This window comes from Xylanibacter ruminicola, assembly GCF_900142525.1.
GTDB lineage: Bacteria > Bacteroidota > Bacteroidia > Bacteroidales > Bacteroidaceae > Prevotella > Prevotella ruminicola_A.
In genome coordinates, this window is record NZ_FRBD01000004.1 from 131,536 (window position 1) to 152,674 (window position 21,139).

Annotated in this window: 16 protein-coding genes; 7 read left to right on the forward strand and 9 right to left on the reverse strand. The window is 45.3% G+C overall.

Annotated features, from left to right (window positions below; genetic code table 11):
* Positions 1–116: 116 nt before the first annotated feature.
* Complete coding sequence (locus BUB86_RS03800; RefSeq protein WP_073205701.1) at positions 117–1,181, reverse strand: GTP pyrophosphokinase family protein; 1,065 nt, start codon at positions 1,179–1,181, stop codon at positions 117–119.
* Between the two features lie 17 nt (positions 1,182–1,198).
* Complete coding sequence (locus BUB86_RS03805; protein WP_073205704.1) at positions 1,199–2,353, reverse strand: thioredoxin-like domain-containing protein; 1,155 nt, start codon at positions 2,351–2,353, stop codon at positions 1,199–1,201.
* Between the two features lie 143 nt (positions 2,354–2,496).
* Here BUB86_RS03805 and pnp point away from each other — a divergent pair, with 143 nt between their 5' ends.
* From pnp to BUB86_RS03840, 7 genes are all read left to right on the forward strand, one after another.
* Positions 2,497–4,851, forward strand: coding sequence for a polyribonucleotide nucleotidyltransferase (gene pnp, locus BUB86_RS03810; protein WP_073205706.1), 2,355 nt, complete (start codon positions 2,497–2,499; stop codon positions 4,849–4,851).
* A 300-nt stretch (positions 4,852–5,151) separates the two neighbouring features.
* Positions 5,152–5,613: a 50S ribosomal protein L13 gene (gene rplM, locus BUB86_RS03815; RefSeq protein WP_013063360.1), complete on the forward strand. Its 462-nt coding sequence runs from the start codon at positions 5,152–5,154 to the stop codon at positions 5,611–5,613.
* A 9-nt stretch (positions 5,614–5,622) separates the two neighbouring features.
* Entirely contained in the window at positions 5,623–6,009 is a 387-nt protein-coding gene (gene rpsI, locus BUB86_RS03820) for a 30S ribosomal protein S9 (RefSeq protein WP_013063558.1), read from the forward strand.
* A 197-nt stretch (positions 6,010–6,206) separates the two neighbouring features.
* Positions 6,207–7,019, forward strand: a complete 813-nt coding sequence (gene rpsB / locus BUB86_RS03825) for a 30S ribosomal protein S2 (protein ID WP_073205709.1) — start codon at positions 6,207–6,209, stop codon at positions 7,017–7,019.
* 34 nt (positions 7,020–7,053) lie between these two features.
* On the forward strand, positions 7,054–8,052 hold the full coding sequence (gene tsf, locus BUB86_RS03830) for a translation elongation factor Ts (protein WP_073205712.1): 999 nt from the start codon (positions 7,054–7,056) through the stop codon (positions 8,050–8,052).
* A 113-nt stretch (positions 8,053–8,165) separates the two neighbouring features.
* Positions 8,166–9,134 carry a carbohydrate kinase family protein gene (locus BUB86_RS03835; RefSeq protein ID WP_073205716.1) on the forward strand — a complete coding sequence of 323 codons (969 nt, stop codon included), beginning with the start codon at positions 8,166–8,168 and terminating at the stop codon, positions 9,132–9,134.
* A gap of 11 nt (positions 9,135–9,145) precedes the next feature.
* Complete coding sequence (locus BUB86_RS03840) at positions 9,146–10,306, forward strand: FprA family A-type flavoprotein (protein WP_073205719.1); 1,161 nt, start codon at positions 9,146–9,148, stop codon at positions 10,304–10,306.
* 8 nt (positions 10,307–10,314) lie between these two features.
* Here the strand turns inward: BUB86_RS03840 and BUB86_RS03845 are convergent, their stop codons facing one another.
* The 7 genes from BUB86_RS03845 to BUB86_RS03875 all read right to left on the reverse strand — a co-directional run bounded on the left by BUB86_RS03845 (position 10,315) and on the right by BUB86_RS03875 (position 21,137).
* The gene (locus BUB86_RS03845; RefSeq protein ID WP_073205721.1) at positions 10,315–10,842 is read right to left on the reverse strand and encodes a TIGR00730 family Rossman fold protein; all 528 of its coding nucleotides are present in this window, start codon (positions 10,840–10,842) and stop codon (positions 10,315–10,317) included.
* A gap of 187 nt (positions 10,843–11,029) precedes the next feature.
* Entirely contained in the window at positions 11,030–13,600 is a 2,571-nt protein-coding gene (locus BUB86_RS03850) for a beta-mannosidase (protein WP_073205723.1), read from the reverse strand.
* A gap of 11 nt (positions 13,601–13,611) precedes the next feature.
* Positions 13,612–15,081, reverse strand: a complete 1,470-nt coding sequence (locus BUB86_RS03855; protein ID WP_073205725.1) for a hypothetical protein — start codon at positions 15,079–15,081, stop codon at positions 13,612–13,614.
* A gap of 100 nt (positions 15,082–15,181) precedes the next feature.
* The gene (locus BUB86_RS03860; protein ID WP_073205728.1) at positions 15,182–16,318 is read right to left on the reverse strand and encodes an esterase; all 1,137 of its coding nucleotides are present in this window, start codon (positions 16,316–16,318) and stop codon (positions 15,182–15,184) included.
* A gap of 31 nt (positions 16,319–16,349) precedes the next feature.
* Entirely contained in the window at positions 16,350–17,834 is a 1,485-nt protein-coding gene (locus BUB86_RS03865) for a glycoside hydrolase family 30 protein (RefSeq protein ID WP_073205732.1), read from the reverse strand.
* 18 nt (positions 17,835–17,852) lie between these two features.
* Positions 17,853–19,466, reverse strand: a complete 1,614-nt coding sequence (locus tag BUB86_RS03870; protein WP_081373081.1) for a DUF5060 domain-containing protein — start codon at positions 19,464–19,466, stop codon at positions 17,853–17,855.
* 9 nt (positions 19,467–19,475) lie between these two features.
* Positions 19,476–21,137: a RagB/SusD family nutrient uptake outer membrane protein gene (locus BUB86_RS03875; RefSeq protein ID WP_217653211.1), complete on the reverse strand. Its 1,662-nt coding sequence runs from the start codon at positions 21,135–21,137 to the stop codon at positions 19,476–19,478.
* Between the last annotated feature and the right edge of the window lie 2 nt (positions 21,138–21,139).

Consider the following 21,139-nt stretch of genomic DNA (forward strand, 5'->3'; position numbering starts at 1 on the left):
TGCTGTGTTCGTTTAATTTTCGCTGTTGTTCAAAAAAAACGCCCCGTTTTCCGATTCGTTCAAAACCTTTCCAATATGTTCAAGAAAGCAGGGATTTAAGCTCCCTGCCTTCTATATTAAACATGCATAAATTTCAAGGTCTTGGCATGCTCCAGCATATTATCTGCAAGAGCCATATTCGACTCGCTTTCGCCATTAATGGTATCGTAGACAAACCATAAGCCAGCACGTCCACCTCCACTTTTCAAAACATGAACCAGGCTAAGATACAACAAGCCAATTGTTTCAGAGAGGATGTCCAGATCGGTTACTGCCAATTGCGACAAAGCCAATTGATAGGCATCTTCACTATTCTCGTCGATAAAGCGCTGAACATCGCCAAGAGTCTGCAGCCTGAATGTCTCAAGAATAGGAAGGTAAGGCATTAACGATACTGGGAACAATTCGGCCTGATTCACTGCAGCAATACGCTGATTGAGGCGATCGAACGGATGCAACTCCAAATAACTGCGGAAGGAATCTGTTGACAAGGGTACATCGTCCAGTTTTCCGTCCTTGACTAATGTCTGAACCTGTCGGCGATATTCAGCCATCGTTGTACGCAGACGACTGAACTCATCGTCAGCAAGTTCAAGCATACCTGCCAGTCTGCTGAACTGTCGTCTGTATTCAGGTGGCAGTTTTACCGCCCCCTTATATCCAATATCGTGCTCAATAGCCGACCAGACATGTTGCAATGCTGTACGTACCTGTATCTCAAAGGGGATACCACAAAGTGGACCCTCCTTTAAATGACAGATAAAGTGTATCGAGTTATAACCAAAACTGGTTAACTCGTGCAGTTTTCGTTTGTCTACAGAATTACCCCAATCTATAACAAACTGCCTCTTCATGATGGCAGCCACCTTGTCAACATCATCGGTATAGAAAGTGATAATGCGCAGGCCTACCAAATCGGTGATATCCTCCAGACTCTGATATTTCTCACCTTTGCGCTCTAACTTTCCAATGAGCGATTGCTCTGTTTTTACACGGTGCTCGATAGAATTCAACTCTATCCCCTGTTTATGAAGGACTTCGCACAACTGGTCATAGACCTTAAGCTGAAGTTCCTCCAACTGAGGGAGGTATTTCTGGTACTCCCTCACCAGCTCCTGGCAATGTGGTGACAGGTGGTTCATGTTATTGGGTATTTTATTTATAATAGTTTTTTGATTTCTGCCTCAACATCCTTTATCTGCGCAGCACGCTTTACAAGATTGTTGCCGCGGTCGATAATAAAGAAATCAGGAACAGCCTGGATATTATACATCACAAGGCGTGAAGAGTTGATACCATCCTCATCGCGAACGCTAATCCAAGGCAGAGCAGCAGTCTGTTGCTTCCAGAAGTGCTCGTCTGAATCCAGACTAACCTGGAAGATTTCAAGTCCCAGAGAGTGATATTTGTTATAAAGCTCACGCAGAGTGATAATACGAGCAGGAGAATCGTCCATAGCAAAAACATGGAAGTCGAGCAATACCACCTGACCCTTCAAGTCGGTAAGATGACGCTGAACACCCTTATTATCAAGCAGGGCGATATCAAGTACGCCTGCCTCATTGACTTTGCTGGCATCTACCTGAATATCAGCATTCTGCGCTGCAACAATACGCTGATTCTTCATGCCCTCGATAGCAATGTTATGCAGGTTCTGTCCACGCTCAGCATGTGGGTAATAGGTATCCCAGCTGGTAGCAACGGCAGCAAACGCTTTGATATCCTCCTTGTTATTACGAGGATTAAAGATCAGATAGTTGCCAATAGCCTGGAACAGAGCAAAATATGCGTATGCCTTATAAGGCTCTTTGTAGATATAATTACGCTTAACCTCATCCTTATATGCATCGATAAGGGTCTGTATGCTGTCATTAGCCTTCACAATACCCAGTTCGGTGTTGCCCTGCAAAGCAATAGCCTTAGCCTGAAGATCCATCTGCTTAAGAGCCAACTCACGAATCTTATCGCAGTTGTCTGAACCACTTACAGTATAGTTCGACGCCATACCTGGATACTGGCCCTTAATCTGAACTGTTTCAGTAGAATCAATACTTACATTGATAATCTGATCAGCGATACGAAGGCGATAGAATTCAGGAGCCAGATTAGCGGCCTCACTGAATGAGAAATCACCATCATCATCCAACTTCACAGAGTCTAAAACATTTATGCCTTCGAGACCTACATTCTCGAAATAAAGCACAGAATCCTTGGCGCCAGAAATCTGGCCCTCAACGGTAAACTTATTGTTGTTGCACGAGGCAACTGATAATGCAGCAAAGACTACGGCTGCGGCTTTATAGATATGTTTCATTTTTAATTAGAATTTACGTTTTGCGGGTGCAAAGATATAACTTTTTTCATAAAAAACGAAAAATATTCACTATTTCTTCGTTTATTAATATAATTATGTGTAACTTTGCGCCTGTTTTTTATATATTAGATGTTTTATACAAGATGAACGTAATTACGAAGACCCTTCAATTGGCTGATGGAAGAACCATCACCATTGAAACCGGGAAAGTGGCAAAACAGACCGATGGTGCTGTCATGTTGAAGATGAACAACACCGTACTACTAGCCACTGTTTGTGCCGCAAAAGATGCAGTTCCCGGAACAGATTTTATGCCTTTGCAGGTAGATTATCGTGAACAGTACAGCGCAGCCGGACGTTTCCCCGGCGGATTTACCAAGCGTGAAGGCAAAGCCAGTGACAACGAAATCCTGACATCAAGATTGGTGGACCGTGTACTCCGTCCACTCTTCCCCTCAAACTATCACGCAGAGGTTTTTGTTAACGTCATGCTGTTCTCAGCAGATGGTGTTGACCAGCCCGATGCTTTGGCAGGTTTTGCTGCCTCTGCAGCTTTGGCTTGCTCAGACATTCCTTTCGAGTGTCCTATCAGTGAGGTTCGTGTAGCTCGTATCAACGGTGAGTACGTTATCGATCCTACCTTCGAGCAGATGAAGGAGGCCGATATGGACATCATGGTTGGTGCTTCGGCAGAGAACATCATGATGGTAGAGGGTGAGATGAAAGAGGTGTCAGAACAGGATATGATTGGCGCCCTCAAGGCTGCTATGGAGGCTATCAAGCCTATGTGCGAACTCCAGGCCGAGCTCTCAAAGGAGCTGGGTAAGGACGTTAAGCGTGAGTACGATCACGAGGTTAACGACGAGGAGCTGCGCGAGCAGATGAACAAGGAGCTGTATCAGCCCGCCTATGATGTTACAAAGCAGGCTCTCGAGAAGCAGCAGCGTGCTGAGGCTTTCGAGAAAATCCTGACCGACTTCAAGGAGAAGTATGCTGCTGAGCATGCTGACCTGACTGAGGACGAGATGGAAGAGAAGTATGCTATGATGGATCGCTACTACCACGATGTAGAGCGTGACGCTATGCGTCGTTGCATCCTCGACGAGGGTATCCGCCTCGATGGTCGTAAGACTGACGAGATCCGTCCTATCTGGTGCGAGGTTTCTCCTCTGCCAATGCCTCACGGAAGCTCTATCTTCACTCGTGGTGAGACACAGTCACTCTCTACATGTACCCTTGGTACTAAGCTTGACGAGAAGCTGGTTGACGACGTGCTTGAGCACGGATATCAGCGCTTCCTGTTGCACTATAACTTCCCACCATTCTGTACTGGTGAGGCTAAGGCTCAGCGCGGCGTAGGCCGTCGTGAGATTGGTCACGGTCACCTGGCATGGCGCGGTCTGAAGGGTCAGATTCCTGAGGACTTCCCTTACACCGTACGTCTGGTTTCTCAGATCCTCGAGTCTAACGGTTCTTCTTCAATGGCTACTGTATGTGCTGGTACACTCGCCCTGATGGACGCTGGTGTTCCTATGAAGAAGCCTGTTTCAGGTATTGCAATGGGTCTGATTAAGAATCCTGGTGAAGATAAGTATGCAGTATTGAGCGATATCCTTGGCGACGAGGACCACCTGGGTGATATGGACTTCAAGACCACTGGTACTAAGGACGGTCTGACAGCTACACAGATGGATATCAAGTGCGACGGTCTGAGCTTCGACATTCTAGAGAAGGCTCTGATGCAGGCTAAGGCTGGTCGTGAGCACATCCTGAAGTGCCTCACCGATACTATCGCTGAGCCACGTGCAGAGATGAAGCCACAGGTTCCACGTATCGTACAGCTCGAGATTCCTAAGGAGTTCATCGGCGCTGTGATTGGCCCTGGCGGTAAGATTATCCAGCAGATGCAGGAGGATACTGGTGCTACCATCACTATCGACGAGGTTGACGGTGTAGGTAAGGTTCAGGTATCAGCTCCTAACAAGGACAGCATCGATGCAGCTATCGGCAAGATCAAGGCTATCGTAGCTATTCCTGAGGTTGGCGAGGTTTACGACGGTGTAGTTCGCTCTATCATGCCTTATGGCTGCTTCGTAGAGATCATGCCTGGCAAGGATGGACTGCTGCACATCTCTGAGATTGACTGGAAGCGCCTTGAAACTGTCGAGGAGGCTGGCATCAAGGAGGGCGACCATATCCAGGTTAAGCTGCTCGAGATCGATCCAAAGACAGGTAAGTACAAGCTCTCTCATCGTGTACTGATTGAGAAGCCAGCTGATTATGTTGAGCGTCCAGCTCGTGGTGAGCGTCGTGAGCGCCCTGAGCGTAATGGCGAGCGCCGTGACCGTCGTCCAGACCGTGGCGATCGTCGCAATGGTGAGCGTCGTGAGCGCCCTGAGCGTGGCGAGCATCGTCCACGTCCTGAGCAGCAGGAAGCTCCAAAAGAGAACCAGGAGCCTAAGGACTTCAGCGACTCATTAGACAACATGGATTTCTAAGAAAGAAATCTTAAAAATAAAGAAAAGCGTTAAATTTCTCTAAATTTAGCGCTTTTTCTTTTGCGCGTACATTATATAATAAAAATAGTTAGTACCTTTGCACACCGATTTAGGGGAGAGACTTAGAATCCCCGTGAAATGTTGTGTGAATAGCGGTGTCTTTGGCCGGGCATGGCGGTTCGTGAATCAGCGTTTCTGCGCAAGTTAGACTGACAACCGGGAGTTAGACCCTGGGAGTGAGTTTATGCGCTTACATATTATATAATAAGTTAAACTGTTTTTTAGTAGTAAAATTTAAAAATGAACACTTTGAGTTACAAGACACTTTCTGTAAACAAGGAAACAGCAAAGAAGGAGTGGGTGGTAATCGATGCCACAGACCAGGTTGTTGGTCGTCTCGCTTCAAAGGTAGCTAAGCTGATCCGCGGAAAGTACAAGCCAACTTTCACTCCACACGTTGATTGTGGTGACAATGTAATCCTTATCAACGCCGATAAGGTAGTTTTCACTGGTAAGAAAGAGACCGATAAGGTTTATACCCGCTACACAGGTTATCCTGGTGGCCAGCGCTTCAACACTCCAGCTGAGCTTCGCAAGAAGAACGGTGGTGTTGACAAGATGCTTCGTCACGCCGTTAAGGGTATGCTGCCAAAGGGTCCTCTGGGCCGCAGCCTGCTGAACAACCTCTTCATCTACGAGGGAACCGAGCATCCACATGCCGCTCAGCAGCCAAAGACTATTGATATTAACCAGTATAAATAATAAGGAAAGATGGAAGTAATTAACGCAATAGGTCGTCGTAAGAGCTCTGTAGCCCGTGTATATGTAACTGAGGGTACTGGCAAGATTACGATCAACAAGAAAGATTTAGAGGTATATTTCCCATCAGCAATCCTGCAGTACGTGGTTAAGCAGCCACTTGCACTGCTCGAAGTAGCTGAGAAGTATGACATCAAGGCAAACCTCGACGGTGGTGGTTTCACTGGTCAGAGCCAGGCTCTGCGTCTCGCAATCGCTCGCGCTCTCGTGAAGATCAACGAAGAGGATAAGAAGAAGCTGAAGGATGCAGGATTCATGACACGTGATAGCCGTGAGGTTGAGCGTAAGAAGCCAGGTCGTCCAAAGGCACGTCGTCGCTTCCAGTTCAGTAAGCGTTAATTCCATTGAACATTGACCATTGAACATTATATAGTGAGATGTTTATGGTTAATTCATGGAAAACTGAACAGTTTAGTATCTAAACCGAGAAGATTCTTGAGGGACTATTTGAATGGTCAATGTTCAATGACTACCTCTCGGCTGATTCTAACAAAAAGAATTAAAAAGAAAGTAAACAATTTAAAGGAATTAAGAAAATGTCAAGAACAAATTTTGAACAGTTGCTGCAGGCTGGCTGTCATTTCGGTCACCTGAAGCGCAAGTGGAACCCAGCAATGGCTCCATACATCTATACCGAGCGTAACGGTATTCATATCATCGACCTGCATAAGACAGTAGCCAAGGTTGACGAGGCTGCCGATGCACTGAAGCAGATTGCCAAGAGTGGCAAGAAAATTCTGTTCGTCGCTACTAAAAAACAGACAAAGGAAGTGATTGCTGAGAAGGCTGCAAGCATCAACATGCCATACGTTATCGAGCGTTGGCCAGGTGGTATGCTTACCAACTTCCCTACAATCCGTAAGGCCGTTAAGAAAATGGCGAACATCGATCGTCTGATGCAGGATGGTACCTACTCTAACCTCTCTAAGCGCGAGCTGCTGCAGATCACACGTCAGCGTGCTAAGCTGGAGAAGAACCTGGGTTCTATCGCTGATCTGACCCGTCTGCCAAGCGCACTCTTCGTTGTAGACGTAATGAAGGAGAACATTGCCGTTCGCGAGGCTAACCGTCTGGGTATCCCCGTATTCGGAATCGTTGACACCAACTCTGATCCTAACAATATCGACTTCGTTATCCCTGCTAACGACGATGCTAAGGACTCTGTAGAGGCTATCCTGAATGCCTGCTGCACCGCTATCGCCGAGGGTATCGAGGAGCGTAAGGTAGAGAAGGCAGACGAGAAGGCTGCTGATGCTCAGGCTGAGGGCGAAGAGGCTAAGCCAAAGCGTGCTCCACGCAAGGCTCGCAAGGACGCTGAGCCAAAGGCTGAAGAGGCTGCCGCTGAGTAATTAAGAATTAATAATTAAGAATTAAGAAATAATTATGGCAATTTCAATTGACGATATCAAGAAGCTTCGCGCTATGACTGGTGCTGGTCTGGCTGACGTAAAGAAGGCTCTGACCGAGGCTGAGGGCGACTTCGACAAGGCCAAGGAGCTTCTCCGTGAGCGTGGCCTCGCTATCGCTGCTAAGCGTAGCGACCGTGAGACATCTAATGGTTGTGTACTCGTAAAGAGCGTTGATGGCTTCGCTGCTATGATCGCCCTGAAGTGCGAGACCGACTTCGTAGCTAACGGTGCCGATTTCATCGCTCTTACTCAGAGCATCCTCGACGCTGCTATCGCTGCTAAGGCTAAGGATGTTGAGGCTGTTAAGGAGCTCACTCTGGCTGACGGTCAGAAGGTTCAGGATGCTGTTACACAGCGCTCTGGTATCACTGGTGAGAAGATGGAGCTTGATGGCTACCTGACTCTCGAGGGTGAGAACATCGAGGTTTACGACCACATGGGTAAGCACACTCTGTGCACCATGGTTCAGACCAACAAGCCCGCTGCTGAGGAGGGTCACAAGGTTGCTATGCAGGTAGCTGCCATGAAGCCAGTAGCTCTGAACGCAGAGAGCGTTGACCAGAAGATTCTGGACGAGGAGTACAAGACAGCTGTTGAGAAGTCTAAGCTCGAGCAGGTTGAGAAGTACGTTGAGGTAGTTCTGAAGAAGGCTGGTATCAATCCTAACCTCGTTGACTCTGAGGATCACATCGAAAGCAACATGGCTAAGGGCTGGCTGACACAGGAGCAGGCCGACGAGGCTCGCAAGCTGAAGGAGCAGGCAGCTGCTGAGAAGGCTGCTACTCTGAACATGAACATGATCGAGAACATCGCTAAGGGTCGTGTTCAGAAGTTCCTGAAGGAGAACTGTCTGGTTGATCAGGAGTTCCAGTTCGGTGATGGCGACAAGGCTACTGTTTCTCAGTGGCTCGCTAAGCAGGACAAGGATCTGAAGATCGTTGCTTTCCAGCGCTTCACACTCGTAGCTGATTAATACAAAGCTATATAGTTAAGGTCGGCATTGCGCAAGCAGTGCCGATTTTTTTGTGCCAACATGCTATAGTTACAATTCTTTTTCGTATATTTGCAGCGTAAAATCCAAAACAAATGAGAAAAGTAATAGGAATAGGAGAAACAATCCTTGACATCATCTTCAGAGACGAGCAGCCCGTAGGAGCCGTTCCTGGAGGTTCTATGTTCAATGGGCTCATCTCGCTGGGTCGCACAGGCCTGAACGCCTCGTTTATCAGCGAGACGGGCGATGACCGTGTGGGCAAGCGCATTATCAGTTTTATGGAAGAGAACCATGTTGATGCATCGAACATCAGTGTATATCCAGAGGCGAAATCGCCTATATCACTGGCTTTCCTGAACGAGAAAAACGATGCCGAATACATATTCTATAAAGACCATCCGCACGACCGTCTGGAGTTTGTTACTCCTGATATCAATCCTGATGATATCGTGATGTTTGGCTCGTTCTATGCCATCAATCCCGTTATCCGTCCACAGATGCAGGCATTCCTTGAGTATGCCCATCAGAAGGGGGCTATACTCTACTACGATGTCAACTATCGTGCATCGCACAAGAACGAGGTGGTAAAGGTTACAGCCAATATCCTTGAGAACTTTGAGCTGGCCGATATCATTCGTGGTAGTTCGGAGGACTTTGAAGTGCTGTTCAATAAGAAAGATGCAGATAGTGTATATCGTGCACAGATCGACTTCTACTGCAAGAATTTCATCTACACTCAGGGTGGAGAACCTATTGAGTTCAGAGCCAAGGGCGGCCTTGCCAAGCAGTATGCCGTACCTGACACCAAGACCGTTAGCACCATTGGTGCTGGCGACAATTTTAATGCCGGCTTTGTATATGGCCTCATCAAGTATGGCGTAACGCGCGATATGCTCGACGAGGGCGTAGCCGAGGACGTTTGGGATGCTGTTATCGGCGAGGCCAACCAGTATGCAGCCAATGTGTGTGCCAGCATTAACAACAGCGTTGACCTTGACTTTGCAGGGCAGAAGCAGCATGAACTGGAGGTGGCCCTGAAGAATATGGAAGAGAACAATTAATATCTATAAATATGATAAGTGATACCATTAAGTACATCGGTGTCGACGATCTTGACATTGATCTGTTTGAGAGTCAGTATGTGGTGCCTGAGGGCATGAGTTATAATTCTTATCTCATTGAAGATGAGAAGATTGCAGTCATGGATACTGCCGACCGCCGTAAGGGCGAAGAGTGGAAGGCTAACCTGAAGGCCGCACTCAATGGACGCCAGCCTGATTATCTGGTGGCACACCACATGGAGCCAGACCACTCGGCACTTATTGCCTGGATGTTGGAGACCTATCCTAACCTGCAGCTGGTATGTAGCGCCCAGGCAGTGAAGATGCTGTCAAACTTCTTCGAGGGTTTCAACTTCGAAGGTCGTGTGCTGACTGTCAAGGAGGGCGATACTCTCTCGCTGGGACATCATGAATTGAAGTTTATTGGGGCTGCGATGATACACTGGCCAGAGGTCATCATGAGCTACGACAGCTTGGACAAAGTACTCTTCTCTGCTGATGCATTCGGCAAATTCGGAGCCTTGGTCAATGAGACTGACGACTGGGCCTGCGAGGCACGTCGCTACTATTTTAATATCTGCGGCAAGTATGGCACACAGGTACAGATGGTAATGAAGAAGTTGGCTGCACTTGATGTTCAGGCCATTTGTCCGCTACACGGTCCTGTGCTCAAGGGCGAACAGTTGGCTGCTGCCATCAAACTATACGATACTTGGAGCAAGTACGAGCCTGAGAGCGAGGGTATCCTGATAGCCTACGCCAGCATTCATGGTGGCACAGCTGCTGCTGCTGAGCGTCTGGGTGAGATACTGCGCGAGAAAGGCGCTCCAAAAGTAGTGGTAAGCGACCTGAGCCGCGACGATATGGCCGAAGTCATCGAAGATGCTTTCCGCTATCCTACCGTCGTAGTGGCTGCATCGAGCTACGATGCAGGTGTATTCCCTGTGATGCACGATTTCCTCTATCACCTGCAGATCAAAAACTATCAGAAGCGCCGCTTCGGTATCGTTGAGAACGGCAGTTGGGCACCAACAGCAGGCAAGGTGATGCGCTCGATGATAGAGGGACTGAAGGACTGCGAAATCGTGGAGCCGATGGTAACTATCCGCTCTCGAATGAAGGCTGCCGACGAAGTCATGCTGGAGCAGCTGGCCGACAGTCTGCTAAAATAAATATATGATTATATCAGACGGCTGATTTCTTCCAAGGAATCAGCCGTTTTTATATATTGCTGCCACTCACCACGAATCATCCCTTTCTGCTGCAAATCGTTAAGCAGCGCAATCAGCTGATTCCAGCATCCCCCCATATTATAAAGAATGACAGACTTGTGGTGATAGCCAATAGTGGCTGAAGCCGCAACAGTAAACACCTCGTCGAGCGTTCCAAGACCACCTGGCAGGGCGATAAACACATCGCTCTGGTCCATCATCAGCTGCTTACGGTCAGTCAAGTTATCGCAAGGGATCTCCACATCCACATAATCACTCATGCGCCCACTCTCCTCAACCTTCATCGGAACAACACCTATCGTATGTCCACCTGCTCCTTTCGTAGCCTTAGCTAAACACTCCATCAAACCCTGGTTCACACCACCATACACGATGGTGTGACCATTTTCAACCGCCCACTTACCAAGTTCTTCAGTCAAAGCGAAAAACTCAGGGTCAATCTGATTATTGGCGGAACAAAAAACACATATCTTCATACTGATTGCAAAGATAGCAAATAAAATAGAAATACCAAGAAAAAAACAAAAAAGCAGATAAGGAACGTCTCACGACGCCCCTTATCCTATCCATTATATTATCTAACTTAAATATGAATTTTGTCCAAATCTCCTATTCTACAATGATCCCTCTAGGATTAACATCAATAATATACTTTTCATATTTCTAGTTCTTATTTACATCTGCTAGGGATGTAATCTTCAATTGTTTAGCTATTTCATCTTCTTTAAAAGGTGTTCGGATATGCACAACCTTCTCTCTAAATGGTAGCAGATCGAAATAGTTGTCTGTGAAATCATTATCGATTCCATCTAAAGAAAGGAAAACGCCCCTTGCGACTTTATCGGTCTTTAGTACAACATCATACCCATCACCTACTTTGACAATTTGTGAAGATATTGATGGCTTAAAGAAGTTAACATCTTTGGGTGGGCAAAGATAATAGACATTCTTATACACTTTATCACAAGTAAAAGATGCTTCAATTACCACATCTTTTCTATCCAAAGCCATTAAAGTCCCATCAACGGGAAAGTTCAGAACATCTTGAGAGGCATTAGCAGAAACACAAACATTTTTCTCTATTCTATTTACCTCATTACCATTCATATCAAGTATCATTATAGAAACTTTTCCATTTAGAGCTTTAAGTCTATCGTTGACAATATAGACATGCAACTGTCCGTCGGGCTTTTCAATAGGTGATATCAACACATCATTAAACGCATTACGACTCATATAATGTGCTGCTTTCCAACGGCCATAGTAGTCACGTGTAGACCAAGAGGCAACTGGCCAACAATCATTTATCTGCCAGAACAGAGTTCCCCAACAATAGCCTTTTTCTCTGCGATGAGACTCTATGGCGGTCTTCATTGCATCTCCTTGCATCAGTTGTCCAACATATAAAAGAGACTCAAAATTTTTAGGACGATGATATTCGTTCAACAGATAGGTCTCTATCAAATGATTAGCATGAGAACCACCTCGCTGATGAGACATCATCACTTCCGAATAAATATCCCAATCGGAACTTTTTCCCGCAAACAATTTGACTGATTCAAATTCAGGAAAACTTTGCATGCCATATTCACTGCAAAAGCGGAAACGAGTATTATTATACTCTGTAATTGGTTTCTTTGCATGCCAAACAGACCAATAATGATAGTCTCCATTCGTTTCGTTGCTACCATGCCCATATCCTCCGAAAGGTGACGAAGGCCAATAACATGTTTCTGGTGAATACTGTTCCACAACGTCCGGAAGCGTTTTATAAAACAAATCCTCAAACTCTTTCCATATCTTTTCTGCGTACTTTGGATTCTGGCTTTCATAGTTACGCTTCCACCCCCAATTATACCATCCGTCCTGACACTCATTATTGCCACACCACAATGCAATACAAGAATGATTTCTAAGACGCTTCACATTATCTATGGCCTCTTGTCTGACATTCTCAAGAAAATCCCCTGAAGCTGGATAAAGACTACATGCAAACATAAAATCCTGCCAAACCAAAATACCATTAGCATCACAAAGATCATAAAAACGATCATCTTCATACACGCCTCCACCCCATACACGGAGCATATTCATATTAACATTCACAGCATCATTGATGACTTTCTGATAGACATCATCTGTAACACGAGGAAGAAAATTATCATTTGGTATATAATTAGCTCCCTTAGCAAACACACGTATTCCATTCAGTTCAAAACAGAATTCCTGCCCTATGCTGTCGTTAGCTGTTAACAGTCTCAGGGAACGTACTCCTATTTTCTGTATTTTATAATCACTTGTAACATCAGTTCTGACTTCTGTCTTAAAACCGTAAAGATGAGGATCGCCTAGACCATTACTCCACCATAGTTTAGGATTCTTAATTGAAAAATCCAACTGTATTCTATTCAAGCCTTTTCTGAGCGAAACCTTCTTATTTATATACTTTTTATTTGTGTCGGTATCTATCGTTCGTACAGCAGCGACATAGTCTGAATCAGAAATCACCTCAATAGTTTGTCGTATCTGTGCTACATATTTGTTAACCTTAAGTTGCTGTGTATGAACATCGGTAATCCTAACTCCATCCCAAGCCTGCAAATAAACTTTTCGCCAAATACCTGAAGTAACCAGACGAGGCCCCCAGTCCCATCCATAATGATAGCCAGCTTTACGGGCAAAAACGCTAATTTTTCTATCCATAAGGCCACCATTCTGTGATTGATCATTCATGGCTTCATAGTGATATGGAATTGCCTCCCATTTGGGCATATCCACCTTGACTGGCGAGTGGAAGTAAACCCTAAGCAGATTATTCTCTAAACGCAACAAACTACGCACATCAGCGTTCCAGCGTCTGAACATATTATCGGCCTTTATTATCAAAGAGTCATTCAAATATACATCGGCATAAGTATCAAGCCCTTCGAACTCAATCTGAATGTTAGTCTTCTTGAGAATTTTTTCATCCACGTTAAAGGTTGTCTGATAAACCCAGTCTTCCTTGTCTACCCATTGTACACCTCTTTCATTTAAACCAACAAAAGGGTCCTCGATAATACCATTTGCCAACAAATCTGTATGCACAGTACCAGGGACTGTCGCAGGATACCAGTTTTCTCCTCTTGCTTGTTTAAATTGCCACCCATGACAGATCTCTATGGAATGTGCAAAGATACTGTTTACTGTCATCGTCATAAACGATAGGAATAGTATTTTTAATAAATCATTCATTTCTTAGAACATTAATAATCAAAATCAGTAAATACAAAGAGTGACTCGCCTGGCATATCGAGATCCGTGCCATTTGCAAAATACAACTCGGGTATAACCTTTGCAGGTTCGAGCACACATTCATCCTTGATATTCAGTTTGTGCTCAGCAAAAACGAACTGCTTACACGGAGCCAAATAATCAAAACCTTGAATATGAACTGTTTGTGCTTTTTTTGTAGGATTGAGCACGGCTAGCATTGTTTTGCCATCGTGCTTTACTTTGAGAGCCTTCACCATGGTGTTGCCTTTGACAGACGAAGCATAGACATCACATCCTGTTGGCATGTATCGGCAGAGAAGGCTCCACGCAAAGAACCATGGACGGATGGCTTCACCGTCGGCGCCGAAATACTCCTCACCAAGAATGTTCCAAAATCCCCACATCTTCAGTTGATCACCTTTATCACCAGCAGCATGCATGGCATCATCGAGCATCCATGCCACTGAGCCCGAATAACCAGCATTGGCAGTCTGTATGACAGCATCTGCCATATCTGTTCCATACATATAGTCGAAGATAAACATTTGCGAGTCTTCGGTTGATGCAAACGGACGGGCTGCAGCCCGACGTAGCATCTCCTGCTGATAGAGAGAATCTTGAGGTTCAACGAACTTCAGTCCAATTTCGCCCATGATAATCTTTCGGCCAGAAGGAGTGGCATCTCTGTAAGCCTTGATGATCTGGCTATACTCACCACTATTCACAGTACATTTTGAAGGATAGGTATGGATGTCGAAGAGTCCAAATTCGAGCTCTCTGTTGGCCCTCTCAAGCCATGTAACCTCATCTGGAGTCCATATGGCAACGTCTGGACCGACGAGAGTGACCTTAGACAGCATCTTATTTTTCTTCAAACGGTTGTAGAAACATAGGGTGATGTCATGCCAGAGCGCATAGTTGCCCTCGGTAGTTGACCAGAAGCCATTTGGCTCGTTAATCATATTGTAATACTTGATGCAAGTGTAGCCCTTTTCCTCGATGAGCCAAGTAACATAGTCGGCAGCCAATTCCACTTTCTTTTTGTCATACTCAGGGATTTTTGCATCAGCCAGTCCCCATCCCCAATCACCGAACACAACTATCACTCCACGACTCTGGCAATAATCGAGGATATGTTTAATCTGGTCGAAGTTGCCTTCAGGAAAGAGTTGGTTGTCGAGTATAAGACTTGACGTATTATGGACCACACGCATGAGTTGTGGACGCATAAAATCCAAACGGCGATATATTTTCTGCCAATCTTGTTCGCTAATCTGCAGTTTCACGCTGCCATAATCCAACTGATACGGATCCCACTGTACACCATTACCTATATAACCAGAATTGGTTACCTCCTGGCTAAAGGTCACTGTAGTGACTTTATCTTCAGGTTGTACCGCCAAAAGATAATTGCATGTGAAAATCAGAGATGCTACCAAACAAAACATTTTTTTCTTCATAAACATATTACATTCTATTTGTCAGAACAAGAGACTGTTATTTTGTATTCATCTGAAAAAAGAAATCAAAGAAGAAGTGATGCCGAAGCAGTGGATTATTTTAATGAAACAAAGCCGTTGCAAAGTCACGCAATTGCTCTCTCCAGAATTGCCATTCATGACCATGCTCACTATGATGGAACACATAGTTGATGCCTTTCCTGTCGAGCAGTTGACAGAACTCCTTGTGCCCTTCCCACCGTGTGTCCTTTGTGCCACACGAAATCCAAAGCAGTGAAAGCATAGAATTCACTCTTGCAGAGTCATCAATACTTACCACACCATATTTAGAATAGTCCCAAGAAGAGTCGCTCAGTAGACCAGAACAGAATTCACCTATCGCGGAGAACAACTCAAGATGACGCATACCAATGACAAAAGCCTGTCCGCCACCCATTGAAAGACCAGCTATAGCACGCCACTTGCGGTCGGTAAGTACACGATAGCGGTTTTCAACGAGCGGTATAACATCTTTGAGGAGTTCTTCCTCCAATGCCGCCATACCCTCTACATTACTCCCGCCTGCCCAGGAACCGTCGGTAAGACCATTGGTCATAACAACAATCATCGGCCGAGCCTTACCCTCTATAATAAGGTTGTCCATAATTGCATCAGCCGATGCAGAACGAATCCAACTACTCTCGTCGTCACCTCCACCATGCCGGAGATACAGTACCGGCAGTCTAATTTCCGGATTTTCATAATACGCAGCAGGGATGTATACATATATCTTTCTACGCTGAGAAAGTGGGGTCGAAATATAACTGATTACATCGACCTCACTGCCCGCATAGACATACTGATCGAAACGAGGAACAGATGCACATACTTCAACAATGCTTCCATACACTTCTGTGCCAAATTTAACTTTAGGATTCTTATAATCTAATACCTTCAAACCATCTATCTCGAACTTGTATTCATAGATGCCCGGAGACACAGGACCGATTGTTGTTTCCCAGTCACCTTCAGCGTTCTTGTGCATATTGACAATCTTTGCATCCCACTCACCAAATACAAGTTTTACTTCCTTGGCATTGGGGGCGGGTGTACGAAAAGTAATGTGTCCATCTGCAGTCACCACAGGCGAATAATTCTGCGTTTCAGGCGACCACCAACCTTCTGTTGAGAATGCCTGTCCATTTATTGAGACATATGAAAACAGAAAAAGTAAAAGGACGAAAAGTTTTTTTTCCATTTTTTTAACGCTTTGAATATTATCACTTTGACTATTTGTTCCATTCCAATGTCACGACACTGCCACTCTCCACCGGAATCTCGCAGTACTTACCATGATATCTAACCCATACCGATTCAGAAAAAGAATGGGTGTTGGCAACAACAAGAACGATTCTTCCGTCGGGAGTTTCAAATGCCACATTAGGCAACACCCCCGAATGCTCGTACTCGACAGCACGCATTGTTCCTACCGACTGTTCGTCCTCAAAAAGGATGGTACCTTTGTCGGTTGGTGACGTACTTGAGATGCGATAGGAACCTGCAGGCACAAACTCAGAGGCGTGGGCCAAACCGTAGAATGCAATGTTCCTGTGCCACTTGTCGCCTGCTATGGTAACAGCACCATGACAGAAAGGACAACCACCATTATCAGTATGCGGACCAGCATCAGTGTCAGCTGCAAGATTCCAAAGAATAACGTTGGTCGACCAATTGCGCACAACATTCACCACTACTCTCTCTACCACAGGCGCTATAGTGGCAGTAGCACTGCCAGAACGATCTATAATCATTTGTTCTGTGAAGAAGATGTCTTTGTCGGGACGCATCTCATGAACAGTTGTCATGCCAGAGTGGTCGCCCATGTATTGATGGAAAGCAACACCAGAGGCATACTGCGATGCTTTCGAATTACTGAGTATGGTGAGAGGATAGTCGGGACGGTCACAGTTATGGTCGAACAATACAATATCAGTTGTGATACCATTTTTGCGAAACTGAGGCCCGAGATAGTCAGCAATAAACTCGGCCTGTTCCTGAGGAGTCCATGCCATACTGGGAGTGTTGCGAGAATTAAGAGGTTCGTTCTGAATTGTAAGTGCAGAAATCGTTATGCCATGCTTAGCCATTTCCTGAATGTATCTGACGAAATAACGGGCATAGACATCGTAGCATTCCTTTCGCAGCTTGCCACCCTGCACTTCGTTATTTGTCTTCATCCATGTTGGGGCAGACCATGGTGATGCCAATATTTCGATGTCAGGGTTGACAGCCAGTATCTCCTTCATAACAGGAACAACATCATTCAAGTCCTGAGCCAGCGAGAAATTCTTTAGCTTCCAGTCACTCTTGTCACGAGGCATATCGTCGTAAGAGAATACAAACGAGTTCATATCAGAGGCTCCAATTGTCAAACGAATATAACTGATGCCAGCCTGCCCCACTCCATTGCCAAAGAGCGAGAGGATAAGATCGTGACGGGCTTCGGCACTCATTGCCATCATCAGTTCAGCACTGCCGCCAGTGAGAGCATATCCGAAACCACGCATTTTCTGGAAGTGCAGTCGTTCATCGACGGTGATGGGTACACATCGGTCGGTCGACTTGTCAGAGAATGAATATACCTGAGGTCTAGGAGCAACACATGACCGACCGTCAGGAGTTGTCTCCCAAACTTTCAAGTTTTGAGCGATTGCTACTGCTGACAGTTGTAAGCAACCTGTCAAACAAAGTATCTTTACCAAAGTTTTCTTCATGAATATATTTTTACTAAACTATTCAATAACAAAGACTTTCTCTGCATAAGGTTTTACGTAAGTGCTGATTGTGCCTTCAAACTTTCTTCCCTTACCCCATACAGCCTTCTCGATATTTAATTCGCGAAGTGTACCACAGGCTTCAACCTGTACCTTCTTCATGGCACGCTTTGAGTCATTGAAGAGATAAACATAAGTCTTCGTTCCACACTTTACGGCAAATGCCTGACCATTGTCAGCACATACCTCGCAGGGCACAAAACGACCTTTACCGCTTTCTATCATTTCCTTATTGACCAAGGCTGGAGCACGGAAAAAGCGCTGCATATTGCGATTGTCGAAATATTCCCACCACCAGCTCATAGGGGTTACTGGGGTTGGCGAAAACAAGCCATACCACAGACCACGACGGAAATCCACATCCATACCATCTGCAAAATCATCGAAATTCTTCGACCAGTCCCACTCGTAACCAAATTCGCCTATAATATAAGGTTTTCCAAATTTCTGAGTATAGTCCTTGATAGTAGTTGGGATGACTGATGTTTGGTTATAGATATGCTTCTGGTTAATATCCATATCTGTAATGGAGTTAAGCCCTTCCAGATCACGGTGTGAGATTGACGTTGTGACAATATGTTTGAAAGCATCAATGCTCTTGATATAACGAGCCATTTGAGCATGCCAGTCAACAATATCCTTTGCAGGGATAGGATGTTTACTATCGCGATACTGGATGTTGTCAATTTCATTAAAAAACTCCCACATTGCTATGGCCTCACTGTAGCCCCAACGAGCTACGATGTAGCGCAGACGGTTACGATGAGCGGCCATTGCTTTTTCGCTTACAAAGAATTCGCTATTGGTGTGTGCTTCGCCGGCTCCGATGCAGAGCATAATCTTTATACCGAGTTTTTCACATAACTCAATAGTCTCGTCCATACGTTTAACTGCGCTAGGGTTGATGTAACCATCACATACCTCATAGCGAATATTGTTGAAGTGGTCTTTCCTGTCTATCGGGAAATTCCAACTACACATCCATATACGAGCAAAATTTCCACCGTTTTCAGCGAACTTCGGTAGCATTGCCGGATAGTTAAACCTGTCGTGCTGTTCGTGCAACTTTTTGAAATACTTAGAGTCATCATTCGCTCTTGACTCCCAACAGAGATTCTCACCTATACCACGGAAAGGTGTTCCATCATCATAACGCAGGCTCCAATTGTCGGCAATATGTAGAATACCGTGACCATTACTTTCTTTCACATTAAGTTTGTAAGATTGTGAGACAGATTCCATCCCCGGCTGAGTATAACGCATTATATAGGTGTGCTGGCCTGCGGCTTGTGGCGTGTATCTTACAGCCCAATGGCTCGTCTTGCCAGATTCACCTTCTACAAAAAATGCAGGCACTACACTGTTTTTGCCATTCGGTGCAGTCACAATCATATCAAGACGTGCCTCTTCCTGTCTGTAAGGATTGGCCCACTCACCTTTCAACTCCACGTCTATATCCATACGCTCATAGAGAGCGCAGGACATAGATTGCGGATTTACCTTTATAATCTGGGCATCGGTTGTCAGAAACGTAAGAAGACAAACAGTCAACAATAATATATATCTCATCATAACAGACTATCAATATTTAGGATTTTGTTCCAATGTGCCGTTAGAGTTCTCTATCTCTGAACGGAGCAGTGGCAAATAATAATTTCTCTCATAGAACACACGTGAGGCAACATCGACAACAGAATACGAGTATACTTCACCCGATTTATTGATCTTCACACCTTTCACTGGCTGATTCAATATGGTCATCGCGTCATTCCAGCGCAATAAGTCCCAATAACGATGATCCTCAAAGGCAAGTTCTATCTGTCGTTCATGCTTGACTGCTTGGCGGAATGCCTCGATGGACGATACGTCGACTGCAGGAAGACTAACTGAAGCCCTGTCGCGCACCTTCTGCAGTGCATCCTTTGCCGACATAACATATCCGTCAGGAGCATTCATAGGACCAAAAGCCTCATTCATGGCCTCAGCATAATTGAGAAGGATTTCTGCATAGCGGAAAGCCACCCAGTTATGCTGGGCTGTTTGCCCCTGAATCAGATTCAACCCATCAGTAAGAAACTTCTTAAGGTAGTAACCTGTAGGACTTGCGTTGGCATTAGCCATATCATCGGTTTCACCAGGAGCCTGTGATATGGTTCGTCCGTTCCACAAGCTACCATTGACTACAACAGAAGCTGCAAGGCGTGGGTCACGGTTTGCATAAGGATTGCTTGGATCAGGCTCGCCTATGTATTCATACTGGCTTACGAGGTTCTCTGTCGGACAAACACCACTCTTACCACCAGGGGTGGCGATTGGATAGTTAGCCTGTTCAAGACTGTTTGATGCAGCTCTGCGAACCAGATAGATTGTTTCCGGACTTGTGAGCGATGTTTCACCATTGAAATAGTTCTCATAACTTGAGTCCAGTTCATAGTGGATATCACTATTTGCAAGAAATTCATTAGCAGCCTGTGCGGCACGCATCCATTTAACATTGTCGCCTGTAGGATTATGCAATGGACTAGCAGCATAGAGCAATACGCGTGACTTTATAGCCAATGCTGCCCCCAAAGTGAAACGACCTTCACGGTCGGCATAGTTATTCCAATCTTTAGCCAGTTTATCCTTCCAAGTGTCAATCTCTTTTACAATATACTCGACACACTCATCGTACGAAGAACGGCTGATCATCTGACGATCATTTTGTGACATAGTCTGCTCGACGATAGGCATACCCCCATACATCTTTATTAGTTCGGCATAATAGTAGGCTCTTGCAATATGCGCCTCTGCTATATACCAATCGAGTGAGAGCAAATCGCGTTTGTAATTTTCCGCGTCAGTCACTAAGTTACGGTTCAGTTCAAGTAATGCTTTACCTTTGCCATCAGCTACATAATCGAGGAAGTAATTCGCAGCACGTATACCTTCATAGCAATTGGTATAGAAATAGGACAGAGGATTAACATTGGTATTGACCATTCCTTTGTTAAAGTAGATGACATTCGAAGCGGCTGATGCCTGCTGAGCCTCGTCAGAGGCTGATGCAAAAATATTACCGTCAATTGCTGAATAGCCATAGTGTATTGGTGAATAGAATGCATTGGCAAAAGCCCAGATGCTACCTCTGTCAGTAGCCAAAGTCTCATTGGTTTGGTTTGTATCAAGACTTGTGTCGAGGAAGTCTTCACACGACGACATTGAGAAAATCAATGCAATCGCAATAATAATATGATGTTTCATCT